Below are 18,211 nucleotides of genomic sequence, written 5' to 3' on the forward strand. Positions count from 1 at the left end.
TTTTTAAGGCTGGCAGTTACTACTTTTCCCCGCTTATGGTTCTTCTAAACATTTCCTGGCCGGCATAAATTTAGATGAGGTGACAGTATGGGCGTATCTATCTGGCACGGTGCTGCTGTTCTCATGCTGGCCAGCCTGTTAAACCGGATTATCAGTTTTGCTTATCGTATACTGGTGGTACGTTTCATCGGCGCCGAAGGCATGGGTCTTTATGAAATGGTTTTTCCCTTTTATAGCCTGGTGTTGATGGTAGCTTCCGCCGGTGTCCCGGTAGCCCTGGCCAAGTTAGTAGCTGAACGAGTAGCCCTCCAGGCCTGGGGAAAGGTGCGCAGTATTTTCCGCCTTTCTTTATTCTTTTTGACCGGGAGCGGGCTTACCACAGCATTGATTTTATGGTTTCTGGCCCCTTATCTGACCACAAAATTCTTCGCCGATACACGGGTTTACCAGGCTTTTATGGTCATGCTGCTGGCCCTGCCTGTTGTTTGTACCTGCTCGGCCTTTCGCAGTTATTTCCAGGGACTGCAACTTATGTATCCTGTAGCCCTCGCCCAGGTAAGTGAGCAGGTCATCCGCGTGAGCGCCGGGCTTTTTTTAGGCCTTCATTTTCTTCCCTTAGGGGTAGCCATGGCAGCTGCCGGCCTGGCCATGGGTATGGTCCTGGGAGAACTGGCAGGGCTGGTTATAAGTATAGCTATTTTCTGGCGGGCACGGGCCTATTATGACGTGGCAAGCTTCCAGAAAAGTTCAATGCGGGCTGATATTTTACCCCTGGCCCGCCTGTCCCTGCCGGTCATGATGGCCCGGGCGGCTGGCGGGGCGATGTTAACCCTGGAGGCCATGTTGATTCCCCACCGGCTCCAGCTCTGGGGAGCAAGTGTAGGGGAAGCGACAACAATATACGGCCAGTATGCCGGCATTGCTATGACCCTGGTATACCTTCCCATGGTTATTACGGTAGCGGTTGCCATGGCTATGGTCCCGGCCATTGCTGAAGCCCGGGCCGTTAGAAATAATCAACTTTTATCTAAACGTTGCCGGCAGGCTTTAAAACTTACGGTTTTAAGCGGTTTACCCTTTGCGCTTTTCTTTTATCTCCTGGCTACACCACTGTGTGACTTTATTTTTTCTACTCCGGCTGCCGGGGTGGCTTTAAAAATGCTTTCCTGGGGTAGCGTTTTTATCTACCTCGAGCAAACTACCGTCGGCATCCTCAATGGCCTGGGTGCTGTAGCCACCGTTTTCAAGACGACTGTTATCGGCGGGATTGTTGATATCCTGGGTATTTATTTTTTTACACCCTTTATGGGGATTACCGGGGCTGCCCTGGGAGTAAACATGGGTAGCGGGGTAACAGCTATTTTAAATCTCCTGTCCTTGTCCAGGTACACTCCTTTACACCTGGATAGCCGCAGTTTTGTTTTTGGCCCCCTGCTGGCCTCCTGCGGGCTCGTTCTGGTAACTTCTTTTATCTGGACGGGCTTTGCTCTCGTACCGGCAACCTGGCGCCTTATCCAGGCTATTGCCGGTGGCGGATTGATCTATCTTTTAATTCTTCTTGTTGCGGGTGTAATTACACCCGGCCATCTTTATTTATTGCCATGGCCCGGCCACAGGCCCGGCAGGTAGGCTTTTAATTCTTGCTGGAAGGCATAATGGGTTAAATCTAGTTGGAGGGGGGTTATGGAAATAAAGCCGTGACTTAAAGCGCCGATATCGGTATCAGGTCCCTGGTCAATGTCTTCTTTTTCGCCGGCCAACCAGTAGTAGGCCCGCCCGCGTGGATCTCTGCGGGTGCTGATGGTATTGACATAACGGCGCCGCCCTAGACGGGTGATTGCTATTCCCTTTGTTTTATTTTCAGGCAGTTGAGGAATATTCACGTTTAAGAGGGTTCCCGGGGGCAGACCCCGCTTGAGTATTTCCCGGGCCAGGCGGGTTGTAAAACTGGCGGCAAAGGTAAAATCAAATTCTTCTTCCCCCACCAGGGACACCGCCAGGGACGGCAGGCCGTTGATACAGCCTTCAATGGCTCCCGAGACGGTACCGGAGTAAAGGACATCGGTTCCCAGGTTTTCACCCCGGTTAATACCCGAGATGACCATTGCTGCCGGCTCATCCAGGAGGGCATCCAGGGCCAGTTTAACGCAATCGGCGGGAGTACCGTTAATGGCCAGGCCTTTACCGATGGGCTCTTCCCAGGGGACTTCGGTAACCCGTAAAGGTTTATGCATGGTGATGCCGTGACCGATGGCGCTGCGTTCTCTTTCAGGAGCGACAACGACTACCTTACCGACGGCCGCAAGGGCCAGGCTTAAGGCTTTTATTCCGGGGGCATAGATGCCGTCATCATTAGTTAGCAGTATTACCAATGTCACACCTCGTATATAGAAAGGGTCATGGTTTTTCCATTTGTATCTTTAGACAGGCCAAACATGAGGTTAAAATCCTTCAAGGTTTTATTCAATAAGTCAACGATTTTATATAATTCATCATTGCTGGCGAAACTCTTGCTGGCCAGCAGGCGCATGAGAGCCCACCCTTTCCTTGCTTTCTGTCAATCCCCAGGCATGGTTGTAACACCTGGCCGCTTCTTCCGGATCGCCTATAGTCTCATAAAGATGGCCCAGCAGCTGCCATCCATCACTGTGGCCGGGATCAAGGCGCAGTAATTCTTCCAGAATTTCCCGCGCTTCCTCTAGCCGGTGTTGTTTCAACAAACAGGCAGCATAGTTACGCCTCAGCTTCAGGTCACCTGGCTGAAGGGCCAGGGCACGGGCGTACAGGGAAGCAGCCAGGTAATATTTCTCCAGTATTTCCAGGCAGATGGCGGCATTATTGAGGACGGAAACGTCGGCCGGTAACAAGCGCAAGGCTATTTCCAGGTAGTCGATTGCTTCCGGCCAGCGCCGTGCCTGGGCCAGGGCAACCGCCAGGTTGGCAATAACTTCCCCCTGCTGCGGTGCCAGGTTTAAAGACTGGCGGTAATAGTTTATGGCTTCTTCAGGTCGATTAAGCTGGGCAAGGCATACACCAATATTGTTCAACAGCTCGGCATCCCTGGCGCCGTACTGGCTGGCCCGGAGTAAATACCGGTATGCTTCCTGCCATTGCCCTAGATACTGGTAACAAAGGCCGGTATTTATTAAAATACCTGTATCCCTGGGAGCGAGCCGGAGGGCTTTTTGGTAACAGGCCAGGGCTTCGTTTGCATTCCCCATCTTAAAAAGACAATAACCCAGGTTGTTCCACCCGGCAGCATGACGCTTCCTGTTATGAAGGAGGTCCTGATATAGCCGGGCCGCTTCCGGGAATTGTCCTTGTTCCAGCAGCCTCCAGGCTTGCTCTTCTAAGGTTTGCGTTTGGGAATGGACAACTGGCTGCTGGTCGCGGCTGTAAATCGGATTTTGGACAGGACTGGACATTGCCCATCGCTCCTTTGCATATCCATCCTGTCCTTATTTTTCGTCTTTCTTTATACCATTTCCTCCCTCATATGGAAATAATCGTACGTCAAATAACATCATTACCCGACTTATCCCGGTTTTTAGCGGCGCATTCACGACAGTATCCGAAAAATTTTAACTGGTGATCGGTTATATGAAAACCCGTCTGGCGCGTTAATACTTTCTCCAGGGATTCCAGGAGGTCATCATCAAACTCCTGGACCCGGCCACATCCCAGGCAGATCATGTGGTGATGGTAATGGGTTTCGTGCTGGTCAAGCTCATAACGGGTGCGGCCGTCCCCGAAATTGATTTTTTGCAAAATATCAAGTTCTGCCAGGAGATCCAGGGTGCGATATACGGTGGCCAGGCCGATATCGGGATAACGTTCCTTGACTATATTATATACTTCTTCGGCACTTAAGTGCTCGGCGGCATTCTCCAGGAAGGCCCTGAGTATCACCTGGCGCTGGGGTGTTACCTTATAATCAAGCTGGTGAAGCTTTTGGCAAATGGCATTAAAGGTATTTTCCATAGTAACACCCGCAATCCTTTAATCCCTGGCTGTGATGGTTTCCATACATCCGCGCCCGGCGACTTCTTCTTCCGGCCGGGTGGCCAGCACTAGTTTGCCCTTAAAGAGGCAGTAAAGACCTTTAAACCCGCTGCCGGAAACTATTTGGGGAGATATAAGCGTTGTATCTTTTATATCCAGCCTTATGAGGGGGGAAGTACCGGACTGCAAGGATAGTTCGGCCGGATAGGTTAATTCCCCTGTAGCTTTACGGTCAAGGATCTGGATATCAAGGTTGGCGGTAGAGGCCAGGATTTCCCCATGACGTGCCGCGTAAAGGGCCCTTACGTGTTTACCGCTGTAGAGGAGATTACCCCAGAAGTCGGCCCATAGAAGGGTATAGGCATCGGTATAGTAGCGACCGAGGATAGCTCCCCCAAGGACCTGGGGTAAAGGGAAATTAAAACGGCGGTAATCGATATATCCATAGCCGTTAAAGTTTTCCTCTTGTCCCGCGAGAAGCATCCTGCCGCTAACCCGGGCCCGGGGTACGGGGACACACCAGTACAGGTATTTATCTCCCTTCTCGCCGTAATTAATCCGGCCGTGGCCCGGTTGCCAGCCCGGTAACTCCGGTTTATATTTTAACTGCAGCGCTATATCGTCTGTTTGCCATTCCAGGTGGAAAAATTCGCCTTCCTGGAAGATGTGATTACCTGCCATCCGGACCTCGAGACGATGGGTAGCGGCCGTAAAAGGAGCGGTTACTTCCCGCCTGATTGTTTCTCTGGCCGGCCTGGCCACCAGGAGAAGGGCTTTTCCTCCTGTATTGCCAACGTTAAAAAAAACGCTGATGCAGGTTCCGTCACTGCTGCTGGCTTCCCAGAGCCAGTTTTCTTCCACCCCGGCCAGGCCCTGGTAAGCAAAGTCTGCTACCGTCAGGGGTTTATCAGGTAAAGCGTTAAAATCCGTATCCTGCCAGAAAGAAAAGGTACTTTCTCGCAAAGCTATCTACTCCTTTCCCCTTAACCAAGTGTATCCCATTTACCACAACGGCTGCCCCAGCGAGCTATCAAATTACCTTCTTCTTCTATATTAACAATTTCACACAGGTTTGAACACCCCTGGCAGGTAAAACTGTGGGCCCGGAATTCTTCTTCGGCAACTTCAAAACCTTTAAATTTGGTTTCCCGATTATTGTTGACAGAATCCCTGGCCAGGAGGGCAGCCCCCAGGGCTCCCATAACGGGAAAGTGGCGTGGGATGATGATATCCTGTCCCAGGGCTTTGCTGAAGGCAGCCCGGATACCGGTATTGGCTGCCACTCCACCCTGAAAGACAACGGGGGCGAGTATCTCTTTGCCCTTGGCAACGTTATTTAAGTAGTTGCGGACCAGGGCCTCACAGAGGCCGCAAATAATATCTTCTATATTGTGTCCCATTTGTTGCTTATGAATCATATCAGATTCGGCAAACACGGTGCAGCGGCCGGCAATGCGAACGGGATTCCTGGCTTTTAGGGCTAGCTCGCCGAATTTTTCAATAGGTATTCCTAAGCGGGCGGCCTGCTGATCCAGGAAAGAACCCGTCCCGGCGGCACAGACGGTGTTCATGGCAAAATCGATAACAACACCCTGGCGAAGGATGATGATCTTGGAATCCTGGCCGCCGATTTCCAGGATGGTCTGCACATCCGGCACTTCCAGGCGGGCGGCCACGGCATGGGCGGTAATTTCGTTTTTGACAATATCGGCGCCGACTATGGCGCCGGCCAGATAGCGACCGCTGCCGGTGGTACCGGCCCCGGCAATTCTCACGTCTTCCGGCAGGTCGGCCTTCACCCGGCGGAGTCCCTCTTTCACGGCCTGGATGGGCTGGCCTTGGGTACGCAGGTAAATGCTGCTTAATACTTCCCCGGAAGGGGTAATGACAACAACGTTGGTGCTGACGGAACCGACATCAATACCCAGGTAACAGGGCTGCATTACTCCTGGCCTCCATTTGCTCGCGCCGCTGGCGCAAAAGATCGACAAAGGCTTCCAGCCGGGTTTCTATTCCGGCCCGGCCGGTCTGTTCATCAATAGTCAGGCTTAAAACGGGAATACCAAAGTCCCGGCTGACTCGTGGTAAAATACTTTTGGCTACTATTTCGGGAATGCACGTGAAAGGTGCCAGCTGGATGACACCGTCAAAACCGTTCTGGGCGTAAAGGATGGCCTCGCCGACGCTGTTTTGACCATGCCCCCCGACAAATTGATTGAGATAAGGGTGGGCAAGCTGGCGTACGTCCTGGGCGCCATGGGCCAGGACATCGGTGGCCGTGTACTGGGTTAAGTAAATAGAGCGATGGGTAATAACCCCCATTTCTCCCAGGGTTTTTTCAATTTCCAGGTTCATAAAAGGCTCCAGCAGGACGTAAATTTCCCCGACAATACCTACCCTGAGGGGGCGGCGGCCGTTATCCCGGGGGATGCTTTGTAAGAGTTGCCGGCATTCTTCCCGGGCAGCCGCTATTTCTTTCTGGCTCCGGGCTTGTTCGACTATTTTGAGGCAACTGTGAAAGGTACGGGTAGTGTCTCCCCTTTTCACTTCATAGGGGCGGATACCGGTGGCCAACTGCTCCAGTTCATCAAGGAGCTTTAATTTTGCCCAGGCCCGGCGAATGACATCAACAAAGGCCAGCCAGGATATCCCTGCTGTTTTTATTACCCGCCTTAGCTTGATGAAAAAAGACCACAAACCCGTCAGAGGGGGATCGAAAACAAAAATTTCAAAGTTGTATCCCAGATTATGGAGAATTTTTTCATGCATCATCCCGTACAGACCGGCCCGGCAGGGTCCAACTCCACCGGAAGTTATAATCATCTCTGCTCCCTTATTCAAAACTTCAAGATATGTACCCAGGACCATTTTAAAGGGGATACAGGCATATTCCGGGGCATGGGTGACGCCCAGGTCCAGGGTGGCAGGACTGGGGTTGGGGGGGACGACGGCCTCAAATCCCATATCTTCCACCAGCTGTTTGAAACCCAGGTAGGAATAACCCATGTGGGCAAAAGATACTTTTTTCACCTGTTTCCCCTCCTTTTCTGGTGCAGCATATCGATAAAGGCCTCCAGGCGGGTGGTGATACCGGCGTCACCGGTCTGTTCATCAATGCTTACTGACATAAAGGGTATTTGTCCCCGGCTAAACTTACGGATATCCAGCTCCATAATCTTGTCCACCATGGCGTCGGGGCCACAGCCAAAGGCAGTGACGTGAATGATGCCGTCTATATTTTCCTGCCGGAGATAGTAATAGGCGGCCCCTAGAACCAGGTTGGAATAATGCCAGAAAAGACGTTTGGGAAGGCGGCCGCTCAACCTGTATAGCCTGGCCGGGTTGATCATTTCCATGGTCCAAATATTAACCTGTAACTTTTTTAATTTACCGATGATATCCAGGCTGATATATTGATCGTAGACCTGGTAGGGATAGCCGAGGACGGCCAGGTTCAAACTTCCCGGCGTCCTGGCAGGGGCATCAACTGTCTCACCACGCAGCTTTGCCATGGCCTGCAGGGGCAGGTAACCCGCCTGCAGCAGTTTCTGGTAGGCGTGATGGTGGTGTCTTCCCTCCAGATAGGCAGACCATGCCTCTCGCCTGGTGCGACCAAGGAGATCGGCTAGACCCCGGCAGGTCGGCCAAAACCCCAGGAGACCCCGGCTGGCATCGACCTGGAGATCGATGATGGGAGGTAGGTGGGGCAGGCTGGCACGCACCATATCCGGTAACCCTAAAAATTTAGGGCAAAAGGTGGTACGCCTGTTTATCTTGACCATACGCGGGATAAAAATCGCATCCACTTTATCTTTAAGGGTCAGGACGTGACCATGGTAGAGTTTAATGGGAATACAGGCATCGGCTACTGCCTCCCGGGAACCGTCATCAAGGATAGCTTTAGTAGTTTTAGGCGAAGTGACAACTTCGATCCCCAAGCGGTTAAAAAAGGCCAGCCAGAAAGGATAATGGCTGTAATAAAACAATGCCGTAGGAAAGCCAATATGTGAAGCCAAAGATTTTTTCCTCCTGTCAAACTATCCAACCTAGATTTCGACGTCAATTTTAAAAAACCTTCCGGGGTTATAAAGAAGCAGGTATTTTCTATGGTAAGCAGGCATAGGGTTTAGGTGAAATAAGATTAAGTGTTCGGGGGTGGAAATTTTGTTGCGTGCTGTTTTGACGGGTTTACTTTATGCCATGTTAGCTGGTCTGGGTATGGCTACTTTTCTCGGGTTATTGCTGTATTTTACTCCCCTTTCCGAAGGCCTGTTGCCTTTGCTTGCCAGTATTATTTTGGCCCTGGCCGTCTTTCTAGGGGGGCTGCAGGCGGCAAGGATCGCTGCGGCCAGGGGACTTGTCCAGGGTTTGGTAGTAGCATTGCTCTTTTTTATAGTTACCCTGGCCATGGGATGGACCGGCGGGCCTTTAGTCCTGGGCGCAGCCGGCAAGAAGCTGGGAATTTGTCTCCTGGGCGGTGCCATGGGCGGGATAGCCGGTATGGCCGGCCGTTAAATTAGTACCGCGATAAAACCTCTCCTGCGGGGAATGGGAAGCAAAAAACAGGTAGCAATGAAGCTCCACTGCCGGCCCTTCGGGGCCGATTTCTTTATGAAGGTAAAGGCAACTTTTATCCATGCTCATTAATATCCTGTATTTTCCATGCACCTTCCTCGTTTAATATGAAAATGGTCTGGGGAACAGAAAGGGTACCCTGCCGGGATGATACCCATTCGGCACTTCCCCTCACCCGGGCCGTTCCGGCTTTTAGATCAAAATCTTGTTCTGTGATCAAGAAAAAGACGAACCGCAAGGTTGGATCCTGCTGCCTGGACTGTTGCCACTTCTGGAGGAGGGAGTTATATTTTAAAGCAGCTTTAAACTCCCTGGTAACCAGGGCGGCAACCTGTTCTTGCCTTCCTGCGGCCAGGGCCTGGTAAAAGTCATAAATAACAGCGTAAGGCGGCTGCTGGCCGGGCGCGGCCAGTACCGGGAAGGCAGGTGGGGAAATCTCTTTTTTTTCGCTAAAAGAAAACCACGCCCAGGTCAAGCCGATACCGAGAATTAATCCTAGAGAAAAAAATTTAAAGCCCTTCATTCCTAATCCCACCTCCAATGTTAATTTTAATGGTGGGAACGGCCATTTATGCCAAAAAAGAAGAGAGGTTGCCCCCTCATTCTTGATGTAATATTTTTTTTAACAAGCGTTTCAAAAAGGATGGTAATGGAATAAAGTAAACCCTCATGCTAATCACCTCACTCCGGTCTGGCCTCTTAATTATAGTATTAAGCCGGTGAGGTAAAAGTGCATGTTTAAGGGGCTGCATCCGGGTTAAACCAGGCTTTTAACTTTTCAGGGAGCTCCTCCGGTGTCACTTCAGCCGTTGTAACAGGTGGCAGGGACTGGAGGAAATATCGACCATAGCGCTGGGAGAGGAGGCGTTGATCAAGGACTACCAGGGCACCTCGATCGATTGAACTCCGTATCAGGCGGCCAAATCCCTGCCGGAAACGGATAATTGCCTGAGGTAAACTTAAAGCTGTAAAGGGGTTTCCGCCTTTAGCAGCCAGGTGTTCCATACGGGCGGCCAGGACGGGCATGCCCGGGGAAGGAAAAGGCAGGCGGGGGATAATCAAACAACGCAGCAGGTCGCCGGGAAGATCGATACCCTCCCAGTAGCTACTGGCCCCCAGGAGGACAGACCGGGGAGTTTGCCGGAATTCCTCCAGGAGCTGGGAACGACCACCATCTATGCCCTGGGCCAGAACGGTATAATCTCTGTCGTCCATCATACCGCTCAAGAGGTTGTAAACATCGCGCAAGAAACGGTGCGAAGTACAGAGGATTAGGGTGCGCCCGTCTACTGCAGGCAGAATTTCTGCTATCACCGGCGTAATAGCTGCGGCATAAGCACTGTCGTTGAGCTGACCGGGGTTGGGCAGGCCCTTGACGGTACAAACCAGGGCTTGAGAATGGTAATCAAAGGGTGATGGTACCTGGCAGGTAATAACCCGCCCTGGAGGTAATGCCGTTAACCCTACCTGTTGCTGGTAAAAATCAAAAGAATTATTGACAGTAATAGTAGCTGACGTTAAAATCACGGCTTTTTTCCGGGTAAAGAGCAGATCTGCCAGCAGAGTCCCGGCTTCCAGGGGTGCCAAATGCAGGGTATACTGGCCGGTGTTATTTATTTCCAGCCAGCTAACAAATGTTTCCGGATCGGCCTCGAGGATTTCTCCCATATCATGGCTGATCTGGGCAAAAATATTTCCCAGGTTGGCGGCATCAGCCGCCGTTTCTTCAGCACCGGCAGCGTAAAGTAATTCTGCCAGGCGGGCCAGGCGACCGGCCAGGCTGTTGAAGGTTTCTTCCAGTTGCCCGAAGGTGCCTAACAAGGTATCCCAGGCCGGCGTTTCCCGCAGGCGGGCAGTAAAACGCAGGGTAGAGTTGTTGTTTTCCCAAAGACAGGCATCATGCAAACGCGCCAGGCAATCCCAGAAAGCCTGCCATTCACGTCGAATTCGAGCAGCGTTGCCTTCTATATCATCAAGAATGGCTAACAAACCGGCGTTTTCTCCCCCCGCCAAACGGTGGGCAAGGGCCCAGGCCCGGCCTAAAAAACTGAAATTTATATTTCTGTTTCCCAAGCGTTGGATAAAAAATTCACCACCGGACTGCCGTACTACCACTCCCAGATGTTCTGTGGCAGCTTCTTCCAGGTGATGGGCTTCGTCTATAATGAGATAAGGATAATCGGCCAGGACCTGGTTATTTAAACGGGCGTCACTTAAGAGCAGGGAATGATTTAAAATCAAGATATTTGCAGATTCGGCCTCCTGCCGGGCGGCATTTACAAAACAGCTGTCATTAAAGGGGCAGCTGTTTCCGGCGCAGGTATCCTTATCGGCAGCCAGGGCCAGCTTTAAGGATTCCTCTTCTGGATTTAACTTCATTTCGCTCCAATCCCCGGATGCAGTCTGCTTAAACCAGCGCAGTACCCTGAGGAGAAAATGGCGTTCTTCTGTCCCGGGAGGTGGATTAAGCTGGTAATCCCTGAGTTTGCGGCGGCAAAGGTAGTTGTTGCGCCCTTTGACCAGGGCGGCCCTGAAGGAAAAAGGCAGGACTTCCTTTAAGAGGGGTAAATCTTTATTCCAGAGCTGTTCCTGGAGGCTTATAGTATGGGTGGCAATAGCCACCCTCTTGCCCTGATGGCAGGCCCAGTAAACGGCCGGAAGGAGATAGGCCAGGGATTTGCCGGTGCCGGTCCCGGCTTCAACAATGAGGTACTTATGCCCTGCCAGGGCTGTAGCTACGGCCCGGAGCATTTCGGCTTGCTGGGGCCGGTATTCATATCCGGGAAGTTTGCAGGCCAGCAAGCCGCCTGGACCCAGGAGGGCGGTTATCTCGTCCGGGCTGTATTCCTGGACTGACGGCGAAGCTAGAAGGGGTTGCTCCGGAGCGAAGAGCCCGGTAGCAGCCACTTCTTCCGTGGTCGCAGGGATGGCTTCGGCGTCCAGGGCTGCCCGGAACCATGGCTGCAGGCCGGCCGGAGCCAGTTTGAAGAAAGTGCTCAACAGATGTTTATCCAGGGTCAAGGTAGCTTGCCAGAGGATATGCAACAGCTGAACGGTGGCCAGGGCGTCCCCCATGGCGCGATGGTGTTCGCCTGCGTCAAAGGAGAATTTTTGGCTTAAAAACTCCAGCCGGTAGGATGGCAGGCAGGGATAGAGTATCCGGCTAAGGGTTAAGGTATCCAGCAAAGGGAGATGCCAGGTGGTATTGCCCAGGGCCCGGTTTAAAAAAGCCAGGTCAAAGTTACCGTTGTGACCGGCGGGAAACGCCCCCTTCATAAAATCCAGCAACCCGGGGAGGATTTCGGCCAGAGGAGGGGCTTCCCCGACCATAGCGTCATTAATACCGGTGAGTTTTTGGATATATGACGGTATGGGCCGGCCGGGATTGACAAGGGTATGAAACTTGCCGGTTACCCGGCCTCCCTCCAGGCGTACGGCGGCAATTTCAATAATCTGGTCCTGGTCAGGATCAAGGCCGGTTGTCTCTATATCCACGACTATATAATTATAGGGTAACATTGACCGGCCCCCCTTTCCTCTTTTTCGAGATTAAGTACCCAGCATAACCAGGGGTTGGCCGCTGGCAACATTGCTGCCGGTCTGGACCAGGATTTCCCGGACAATACCCCCGGCCGGGGCGTGCACTTCATTTTCCATTTTCATGGCTTCGATAATAAGCAGGACCTGGCCTGCATTTACTCTCTGGCCGGGTTTAACCCTTATTTCTACAACTGTACCCGGTAGAGGCGAGGTAACAGTATGGGTATCCGGATTATCCTGGGTCATGGCAGGACGCAGGGAAAGGCTGGATTGGTAGGCGGCAGTTGTCTTCTTGGCCGGGCCTTTCATTACCGTACGTAAATTTTCGGGGGCACCGCCTACTTCCTCTACTTCTACGTTAAAAGTTTCCCCATTAACAGTAACCTGAAAATGGCGCTTCAACCGGCCTTCCGCCTCCTTTCTAAAACCAGCGAACTATGCATTAGTTCCTGCCGTCCTTCCAGGACCCAGCGTTTCATTTTCAAGTTTGAAGGCCGTATGGCCGTGATTTGCCAGCCGGTTTCTTCCGGCATATACGCAGCTATAGCTGCGGTAATAGCAGCGACGATCTCAGGGGCTACTGCTTTATCTATTACAATTTGCGGGTAATAGATAAACATAAAATATCACCTGCCCTGATCATGGATGCAGTTATACGGGAAAATTACCGTGTTTCTTTGCCGGGCGGCTTTCTCTTTTATTTAGCAATGTTAAAAGGACCTGAACTAGATGCCGGCGAGTGAGGGCCGGGTCAATTACGGCATCCACCAGGCCCAAACCGGCTGCTATATAGGGGTTGGCAAATTTCTCCCTGTATTCGGCTATTTTTTGCCGGCGCATCTCAGAAGGATCAACGGCCCGGTAAATTTCCTGGCGGAAAATTATATTGGCCGCCCCCTCGGGACCCATAACGGCAATTTCCCCTGTCGGCCAGGCTACCACATGATCCGCGCCCAGGGAGCGGGAACACATGGCAAGGTAGGCACCGCCATACGCTTTGCGCAACACCAGGGTTATTTTTGGGACTACTGCCTCCGCAAAAGCATACAGCAATTTGGCTCCATGGCGAATAATACCGCCCTGCTCCTGTTCTACCCCCGGTAAATAACCGGGGGTATCGACCATGGTAAGAAGGGGTATGTTGAAAGCGTCACAGAAACGGATGAAACGGGCGGCTTTGTCGGCGGCATCGATATCCAGGCATCCGGCCAGGTGCCGGGGTTGATTGGCGATAATACCTATAGTATAACCGCCCAGGCGGGCCAGGCCAATAACTATATTGGCAGCATAGTGGGCCTGAATTTCCAGGAAAAGGCCATCGTCTACTACCCCGCGAATTATTTCTTTAACGTCGTAGGGTTTATTGGGATCTACAGGTACCAGATTACGCAGGTTGGGGCACTGCCTGTCAACCGGGTCCTGGCTGGGTACATAGGGCGGGTCTTCCAGGTTGTTACCCGGGAGAAAGCCAAGCAGGGTCCGGATTAAATGCAGGCAGTCTTCTTCAGTAGGAGTACAGAAATGGGCTACCCCGCTTTTCGTAGCATGGGTAGCGGCACCGCCAAGTTCTTCCGGCGTAACCTCTTCACCGGTGACGGCTTTGATTACCTGGGGACCTGTAATGAACATCTGGGCTGTGCCGTTGACCATAAAGATAAAATCCATTAACCCCGGAGAATAGACGGCGCCGCCGGCACAGGGCCCCATAATGGCGGCAATCTGGGGAATAACGCCGGAGGCATGGGTATTACGGCGGAAGATTTCTCCATAACCATTGAGGGCAGCCACCCCTTCCTGGATGCGGGCCCCGCCGGAGTCATTTAAACCGATAATCGGTACCCCTGTCTTTAGAGCCAGGTCGAGGACCTTGCAAATTTTGAGAGCGTGCATTTCCCCCAAGGAGCCACCCATAACTGTGAAATCCTGGGCGTAAACAAAAACCCGGCGGCCGTTAATGGTACCAGAGCCGGTAACTACCCCTTCCCCCGGTGTTTCTATATTTTGCATGCCAAATTCTGTTGCCCGGTGACGCACAAACTGATCTATTTCCAGGAAACTGTCAGGGTCCAGCAGTAATTCGATTCTCTCACGAGCTGTAAGCTTGCCGGCAGCATGCTGCCTGGCGATGCGTTCTTCACCACCGCCGGCAAAGACTGCAGCTCGTCTGGCTTCAAGGTCGGCTAACAGGGCCTTTACATTTTCACTCAATTAAACTATCCTCCTTATTATCCCCTACCTCCTTATATTACCAGGTAATAATGGTAGCTTGCAAGTCCTGCCGAAAAAACTTTCACCCTTCTACCGGGCTATTTCTTGCCCTGGCACCTTCTAGTACTTCCCCGGGCAGCAAGAACAATGTTTTAAGCTAATAACTGAAGTGATCGTACCCCCGGGGATTTAAAGGCAATCTTTTTCCATCAATTATTATGGAGATACCTTCCCCGGGCGGGACTGCATAACCTATAGGAGTGACGGGCGTATGGCAGGTTTCCATTACAGTTTCTTTAACTTCTTCCACCTTTTCCGGCCGGCAGGTGAGGAGTAGTTCGAAATCTTCGCCGCCATAGAGGGCGTAGTCCAGAGGATTTTTTTGATAAATGGTGGCTAGTTGCCTGGTAGCCGGGGCAATGGGTATAGATGCGGCTTCCAGGATAATGCCTACATTGGAAGCATGGGCAAGGGTATATATTTCGGCTACCAGACCGTCGCTGATATCATCGGCTGCCGTTATCCCGCCTGCCGGCAGGGCGGCACGGATTTCATATACCCTGGGGGTGGGGCGGAAGTGGCGTTCCCGGGCGAAGGAAACGGCTTCCGGTGGTGCCGGGCGCGGTGAGAGCAGGGTATCCAGACCTGCAGCCGACCCGCCGAGATCGCCGGTTACCAGGAGGACATCTCCCGGCCGGGCTCCGCTGCGGTAGAGACAGGCTCCTTCTTCTACCTTGCCCAGGATGGCCAGATTTATAACCATTGCCCGGGGGGATGATACAGTATCGCCGCCGATTATATTGACCCCAAAACGCCGGCCGCATTCCCGTAGGCCTGCGTAAAGCTCGTCCACAAATTCTACCGTCTGTTCAGGCCTTAAACCCAGGGAAATAAGGGCATGTTCCGGAATACCACCCATGGCGGCAATATCGCTCACATTAACGGCCATTGTTTTGTAGCCGATTTCCCTGGCTGTAGCCGTAGCCAGGGTAAAATGAATGTCTTCTACCAGCATGTCCGTAGATGCCAGGGTAAGGTAGTCTCTTTCTCCTTGCAAAACTGCCGCATCGTCACCAATACCCATAATAACTTTATCCGGTACTACAATGGCACCAGCTTTCAGGCGTTCGATAAGGCCAAACTCACCGATAGTTTTTAAATTCAAAGCTACTCCCATCCTTATTTTTGCTATCTATATATTGCCACAGGGACATGATGGGTGCAAGTTCAGGTGCCGGGGAATCGACTCAGGAAGGCAGTTATTGCTCTTTTTACCCCTGGTATATTATCTATCCTTCTACCCGGGAGATAATAGATTGCTTAGCAGTGATAGGATATCCAGGAGGCGCTCCTTGATAAAGGCATCTTCCGGGTCGAGGCTGTAGGCGTACCAGTAACTGGCCAGGGCCAGGGCAAAGCGGCCGTGGTATTCATGGATGATACCCAGGGCCAGGCTGGCTTCCAGGTCCCGGGGGTTTCTTTCCGCCCGGCGCAGAAAGTATTGGTATTTTCCTTCATCTTCCAGTAAATTCTGGTTAAAAAAAGCGCTGCCTATTTTTATACGCCGGCTTGAGTTATTATCCTGGAATTCCATGGGACAGGTGTAGTCAACGCGTATACCGTGCTTTTCTAAAGCCTTCCGGAAACGACGGCAGAAAGCGCAGCGGCCGTCATAGCCGTTACCCCGGATAGTCAGTTTGTTTCCCCTCAGGTTGATGCCGGCACAGGTTGGTATGTCCTGCCGGGTCAGGTACAGGTAACGGGCGATAGTCTTTCTCTCCCCGGCGTGCCGGATTTTGAAATTAATGCAGCAGGTGGCTGGAATACTGGCATCAATCATATCTATCTCCCCCATTCCCGTACATCCTATGGCCGGGAAGGGAGATAAATTACAGCTAGTTTGGGCGGTAAATTGCTCCTGATTGATGGGAGGAAAATATTTTTATTGAAGGCGAAATAAGGCAGGTAACCAGCCAAGCTTACCGGCCAGTTCTGGGTACCGGGGTGCTGCGACCCCCATGGCTACCAAAATGGCTTCCATGGCATTGGCCGCCGGGCTGAAACCGTTGATAACAGGGGTTGTCGCCAGGAGCCAGGTAGCACCACGCCGGCGCAGTAGTTCCCTATCGTCAGGGGTGGTTCCGCTGGTAATAATTACTTTGCCGGTAAGAGATAGGGGTAGATGATGCCGGATAAAATGCCAGTCCCCGGCAATGATTTTTACCCTTGCGAAGAGATGGCGGTAACGGGGATGGGATTTTTCCTGTTCGGGGCCCAGGGGGTAAAGGTAGGCCAGGGGTAAACGGGCGAGTAAGGGCATGGTTAAATAACCTAAGAGTATAAAGAAGGATAAAGGAAACCCCAGGGGGATCTTTAAACCAAAGGCGGCATCGCCGGCGAGGACAGGATAGCCTGCTGTTTGTAGAGCCCGGGCCAGCCAGAAACGGTCAAGTACGGAAACTACCAGTGCCCTGCTGCCGGGTGGTAAAAATAACAGTTTGCCTGCAGCCAGGGGTTCCACCCATTGCTTCCAGCCGGAACCGTCCACCAGGGGGGTCCTTTTTACCTGGCGGGATAAATACCGGGCTGCAGGACAAAGGTAACGCCGTTGACCCAGGTGGTAATAAAAGTTAACGCCCCCCAGTCCCAGGGCATCAACTTTTCCGTCCAGTTCTTTTAGGAGGCGGGCAGCCATGTCCAGGCGGCCGTTGCAGCCGCGCCGTTCCAGGAGGATTGTCTCCCGGCCGCAACAGAGCTTTATTTTGTAATCCCTTTTAACGGTTCCTAAACTGATACTGACTACATGCTTGATAACTGCCTCGACTCCCTTGCCTGGCTTTTTAAACGTTTAACAAGGTATTCGGCTAGCACGGCGTAATCTTCCGTGGCCAACATTACCGCCGCCGAGGCGTCGAAAAGGATTGTGCCGCCGGGAGGAATTTCGTCATCTCCGGACCAGATGGCAAGTCTTACCGGCAAGTATGGAAAGGGATGTAGTTCGACGCCAGCATCGCCGAGGTTTACCGGCCGGCCACCCAGGGGCCGGGCGGCCTGGAGGAGGCAGTCGGGATCCCGGCCGAAGGTGCGGACCAGGGGCAAAACGGCGCGACCATAAAAGGGCTGCTGATAAATGGCGCCGCCGGGCAATTCTTTGAAGGAAATCCATTCACTTTTAAGGGTTAATGCCGGGCCAACCAGGTAGTGAAGGATTAAAACCTGCAACCGCGGGTCGACAGGACTGCTGTCCTTGGCAGTAATGCTTCCACCGGGGTATGATATATAAAAGACGTCGTTTAAAGAAGTCAGGGTTAACACTTTTTTGTCTCCATCCCAGGAAGCCCCCTTGTTAAGGGCTATCTCCCCGGGTTTTTTTTGTTCCAGTTTTCTGCGGGCCAGGTCCAGGGTAACTTCAAGATTATAGGGCAGGGCCAAGTAAATACGCCCCCTTTCTTAAAAAATATAACCTTATGGGGTACTGCTGTTGCCGGGATTCTTGCATAGTATATTTTTCTTTAAAGTATCATGGTTTAATAAAAAATAAAAGCCGGTTTTTACCGGCCGGGTGTGTCTAATGCAGTGGGACGACAATGCAGTTATGTTTTTCTTCTTCGGCAGCCAGGACCCTTTCCAACTCTTCGGCGCTAACAAAACGGTAATCGACCTCTTCCCCGGCAATCCAGGTCAGCAGGTAATCCATACCCCCGCCTCCTCGGGTGTTTTGTATACACCATCCTGTCTTCAGGATAACACTTACAGGTGGAAAATGCAAGGGGGAAAATTAAATTTTTGTTAATTTCATTTGTCTCTAATCTGCCAGGGCCTTTTCTACGGCCTTGATGATGTTTTGGTAGCCCGTGCAGCGACAGAGATGCCCGGACAATTCCCT

At 52.1% G+C, this 18,211-nt stretch carries 21 protein-coding genes; 2 read left to right on the forward strand and 19 right to left on the reverse strand.

The features are described from left to right. Positions 1–87 precede the first annotated feature (87 nt). Positions 88–1,629 (forward strand): putative polysaccharide biosynthesis protein, encoded by a 1,542-nt coding sequence (locus NWF31_RS10835; RefSeq protein ID WP_258360517.1) that lies wholly within the window; start codon positions 88–90, stop codon positions 1,627–1,629. Here the strand turns inward: NWF31_RS10835 and surE are convergent. From surE to NWF31_RS10875, 8 genes are all read right to left on the reverse strand, one after another. Further along, on the reverse strand, positions 1,590–2,372 hold the full coding sequence (gene surE / locus NWF31_RS10840) for a 5'/3'-nucleotidase SurE (protein WP_258360518.1): 783 nt from the start codon (positions 2,370–2,372) through the stop codon (positions 1,590–1,592). The two genes, NWF31_RS10835 and surE, sit on opposite strands and share 40 nt — an antisense overlap. A gap of 2 nt (positions 2,373–2,374) precedes the next feature. After that, on the reverse strand, positions 2,375–2,530 hold the full coding sequence (locus NWF31_RS10845) for a YpmA family protein (RefSeq protein WP_258360519.1): 156 nt from the start codon (positions 2,528–2,530) through the stop codon (positions 2,375–2,377). Further along, the gene (locus tag NWF31_RS10850) at positions 2,493–3,425 is read right to left on the reverse strand and encodes a tetratricopeptide repeat protein (RefSeq protein ID WP_258360520.1); all 933 of its coding nucleotides are present in this window, start codon (positions 3,423–3,425) and stop codon (positions 2,493–2,495) included. Before NWF31_RS10850 ends, NWF31_RS10845 begins: the two co-directional genes overlap by 38 nt. Before the next feature lie 88 nt (positions 3,426–3,513). Then, entirely contained in the window at positions 3,514–3,981 is a 468-nt protein-coding gene (locus NWF31_RS10855) for a Fur family transcriptional regulator (protein ID WP_258360521.1), read from the reverse strand. 18 nt (positions 3,982–3,999) lie between these two features. Further along, positions 4,000–4,965, reverse strand: a complete 966-nt coding sequence (locus NWF31_RS10860) for a hypothetical protein (RefSeq protein WP_258360522.1) — start codon at positions 4,963–4,965, stop codon at positions 4,000–4,002. 20 nt (positions 4,966–4,985) lie between these two features. Then, a complete protein-coding gene (locus NWF31_RS10865) occupies positions 4,986–5,945 on the reverse strand; it encodes an acyl-CoA dehydratase activase (RefSeq protein WP_258360523.1) in 960 nt (319 codons plus the stop codon). Continuing rightward, entirely contained in the window at positions 5,920–7,032 is a 1,113-nt protein-coding gene (locus NWF31_RS10870) for a 2-hydroxyacyl-CoA dehydratase (RefSeq protein WP_258360524.1), read from the reverse strand. The genes NWF31_RS10865 and NWF31_RS10870 overlap by 26 nt, the downstream gene beginning before the upstream one ends. Next, a complete protein-coding gene (locus tag NWF31_RS10875; protein WP_258360525.1) occupies positions 7,029–8,018 on the reverse strand; it encodes an acyl-CoA dehydratase activase-related protein in 990 nt (329 codons plus the stop codon). Before NWF31_RS10875 ends, NWF31_RS10870 begins: the two co-directional genes overlap by 4 nt. A 148-nt stretch (positions 8,019–8,166) precedes the next feature. On the opposite strand from NWF31_RS10875, the gene NWF31_RS10880 reads away from it, so the two are divergent. Then, the gene (locus tag NWF31_RS10880; RefSeq protein WP_258360526.1) at positions 8,167–8,517 is read left to right on the forward strand and encodes a TIGR04086 family membrane protein; all 351 of its coding nucleotides are present in this window, start codon (positions 8,167–8,169) and stop codon (positions 8,515–8,517) included. Positions 8,518–8,632: 115 nt separating this feature from the next. Here the strand turns inward: NWF31_RS10880 and NWF31_RS10885 are convergent, their stop codons facing one another. The 11 genes from NWF31_RS10885 to NWF31_RS14825 all read right to left on the reverse strand — a co-directional run. Further along, the gene (locus NWF31_RS10885) at positions 8,633–9,100 is read right to left on the reverse strand and encodes a hypothetical protein (RefSeq protein WP_258360527.1); all 468 of its coding nucleotides are present in this window, start codon (positions 9,098–9,100) and stop codon (positions 8,633–8,635) included. Between the two features lie 215 nt (positions 9,101–9,315). Further along, positions 9,316–12,096, reverse strand: a complete 2,781-nt coding sequence (locus NWF31_RS10890) for a helicase C-terminal domain-containing protein (protein ID WP_258360528.1) — start codon at positions 12,094–12,096, stop codon at positions 9,316–9,318. A 30-nt stretch (positions 12,097–12,126) separates the two neighbouring features. Further along, positions 12,127–12,519, reverse strand: a complete 393-nt coding sequence (locus NWF31_RS10895) for a biotin/lipoyl-containing protein (protein WP_258360529.1) — start codon at positions 12,517–12,519, stop codon at positions 12,127–12,129. Next, positions 12,516–12,737 carry a hypothetical protein gene (locus NWF31_RS10900; RefSeq protein ID WP_258360530.1) on the reverse strand — a complete coding sequence of 74 codons (222 nt, stop codon included), beginning with the start codon at positions 12,735–12,737 and terminating at the stop codon, positions 12,516–12,518. The genes NWF31_RS10895 and NWF31_RS10900 overlap by 4 nt, the downstream gene beginning before the upstream one ends. 31 nt (positions 12,738–12,768) lie before the next feature. After that, complete coding sequence (locus NWF31_RS10905; RefSeq protein ID WP_258360531.1) at positions 12,769–14,325, reverse strand: acyl-CoA carboxylase subunit beta; 1,557 nt, start codon at positions 14,323–14,325, stop codon at positions 12,769–12,771. 157 nt (positions 14,326–14,482) lie between these two features. Next, complete coding sequence (thiL, locus tag NWF31_RS10910) at positions 14,483–15,490, reverse strand: thiamine-phosphate kinase (RefSeq protein WP_258360532.1); 1,008 nt, start codon at positions 15,488–15,490, stop codon at positions 14,483–14,485. Between the two features lie 132 nt (positions 15,491–15,622). Next, positions 15,623–16,180: a tetratricopeptide repeat protein gene (locus NWF31_RS10915; RefSeq protein ID WP_258360533.1), complete on the reverse strand. Its 558-nt coding sequence runs from the start codon at positions 16,178–16,180 to the stop codon at positions 15,623–15,625. 87 nt (positions 16,181–16,267) lie between these two features. After that, entirely contained in the window at positions 16,268–17,137 is an 870-nt protein-coding gene (locus tag NWF31_RS10920) for a DUF8753 domain-containing protein (protein WP_489676601.1), read from the reverse strand. Beyond that, entirely contained in the window at positions 17,125–17,757 is a 633-nt protein-coding gene (locus NWF31_RS10925) for a DUF3786 domain-containing protein (RefSeq protein ID WP_258360535.1), read from the reverse strand. The genes NWF31_RS10920 and NWF31_RS10925 overlap by 13 nt, the downstream gene beginning before the upstream one ends. A 136-nt stretch (positions 17,758–17,893) precedes the next feature. Beyond that, complete coding sequence (locus NWF31_RS10930) at positions 17,894–18,022, reverse strand: hypothetical protein (RefSeq protein WP_258360536.1); 129 nt, start codon at positions 18,020–18,022, stop codon at positions 17,894–17,896. Positions 18,023–18,130: 108 nt separating this feature from the next. After that, positions 18,131–18,211, reverse strand: an 81-nt coding sequence (locus NWF31_RS14825) for a 2Fe-2S iron-sulfur cluster-binding protein (RefSeq protein ID WP_258360782.1), incomplete at its 5' end; no start/stop codon positions are given.

It is taken from the genome of Neomoorella sulfitireducens (assembly GCF_024733845.1).
GTDB classification, from domain to species: Bacteria; Bacillota; DSM-521; order Neomoorellales; family Neomoorellaceae; genus Neomoorella; species Neomoorella sulfitireducens.

Bases quoted from the DNA above. Each gene is read 5' to 3' on its own strand.
- NWF31_RS10890 (WP_258360528.1), bottom strand. From the start codon at position 12,096: ATGTTACCCTATAATTATATAGTCGTGGATATAGAGACAACCGGCCTT.
- NWF31_RS10835 (WP_258360517.1), top strand. From the start codon at position 88: ATGGGCGTATCTATCTGGCACGGTGCTGCTGTTCTCATGCTGGCCAGC.
- NWF31_RS10900 (WP_258360530.1), bottom strand. From the start codon at position 12,737: ATGTTTATCTATTACCCGCAAATTGTAATAGATAAAGCAGTAGCCCCT.
- NWF31_RS10855 (WP_258360521.1), bottom strand. From the start codon at position 3,981: ATGGAAAATACCTTTAATGCCATTTGCCAAAAGCTTCACCAGCTTGAT.
- NWF31_RS10885 (WP_258360527.1), bottom strand. From the start codon at position 9,100: ATGAAGGGCTTTAAATTTTTTTCTCTAGGATTAATTCTCGGTATCGGC.
- NWF31_RS10865 (WP_258360523.1), bottom strand. From the start codon at position 5,945: ATGCAGCCCTGTTACCTGGGTATTGATGTCGGTTCCGTCAGCACCAAC.
- NWF31_RS10915 (WP_258360533.1), bottom strand. From the start codon at position 16,180: ATGGGGGAGATAGATATGATTGATGCCAGTATTCCAGCCACCTGCTGC.
- NWF31_RS10845 (WP_258360519.1), bottom strand. From the start codon at position 2,530: ATGCGCCTGCTGGCCAGCAAGAGTTTCGCCAGCAATGATGAATTATAT.
- NWF31_RS10850 (WP_258360520.1), bottom strand. From the start codon at position 3,425: ATGTCCAGTCCTGTCCAAAATCCGATTTACAGCCGCGACCAGCAGCCA.
- NWF31_RS10930 (WP_258360536.1), bottom strand. From the start codon at position 18,022: ATGGATTACCTGCTGACCTGGATTGCCGGGGAAGAGGTCGATTACCGT.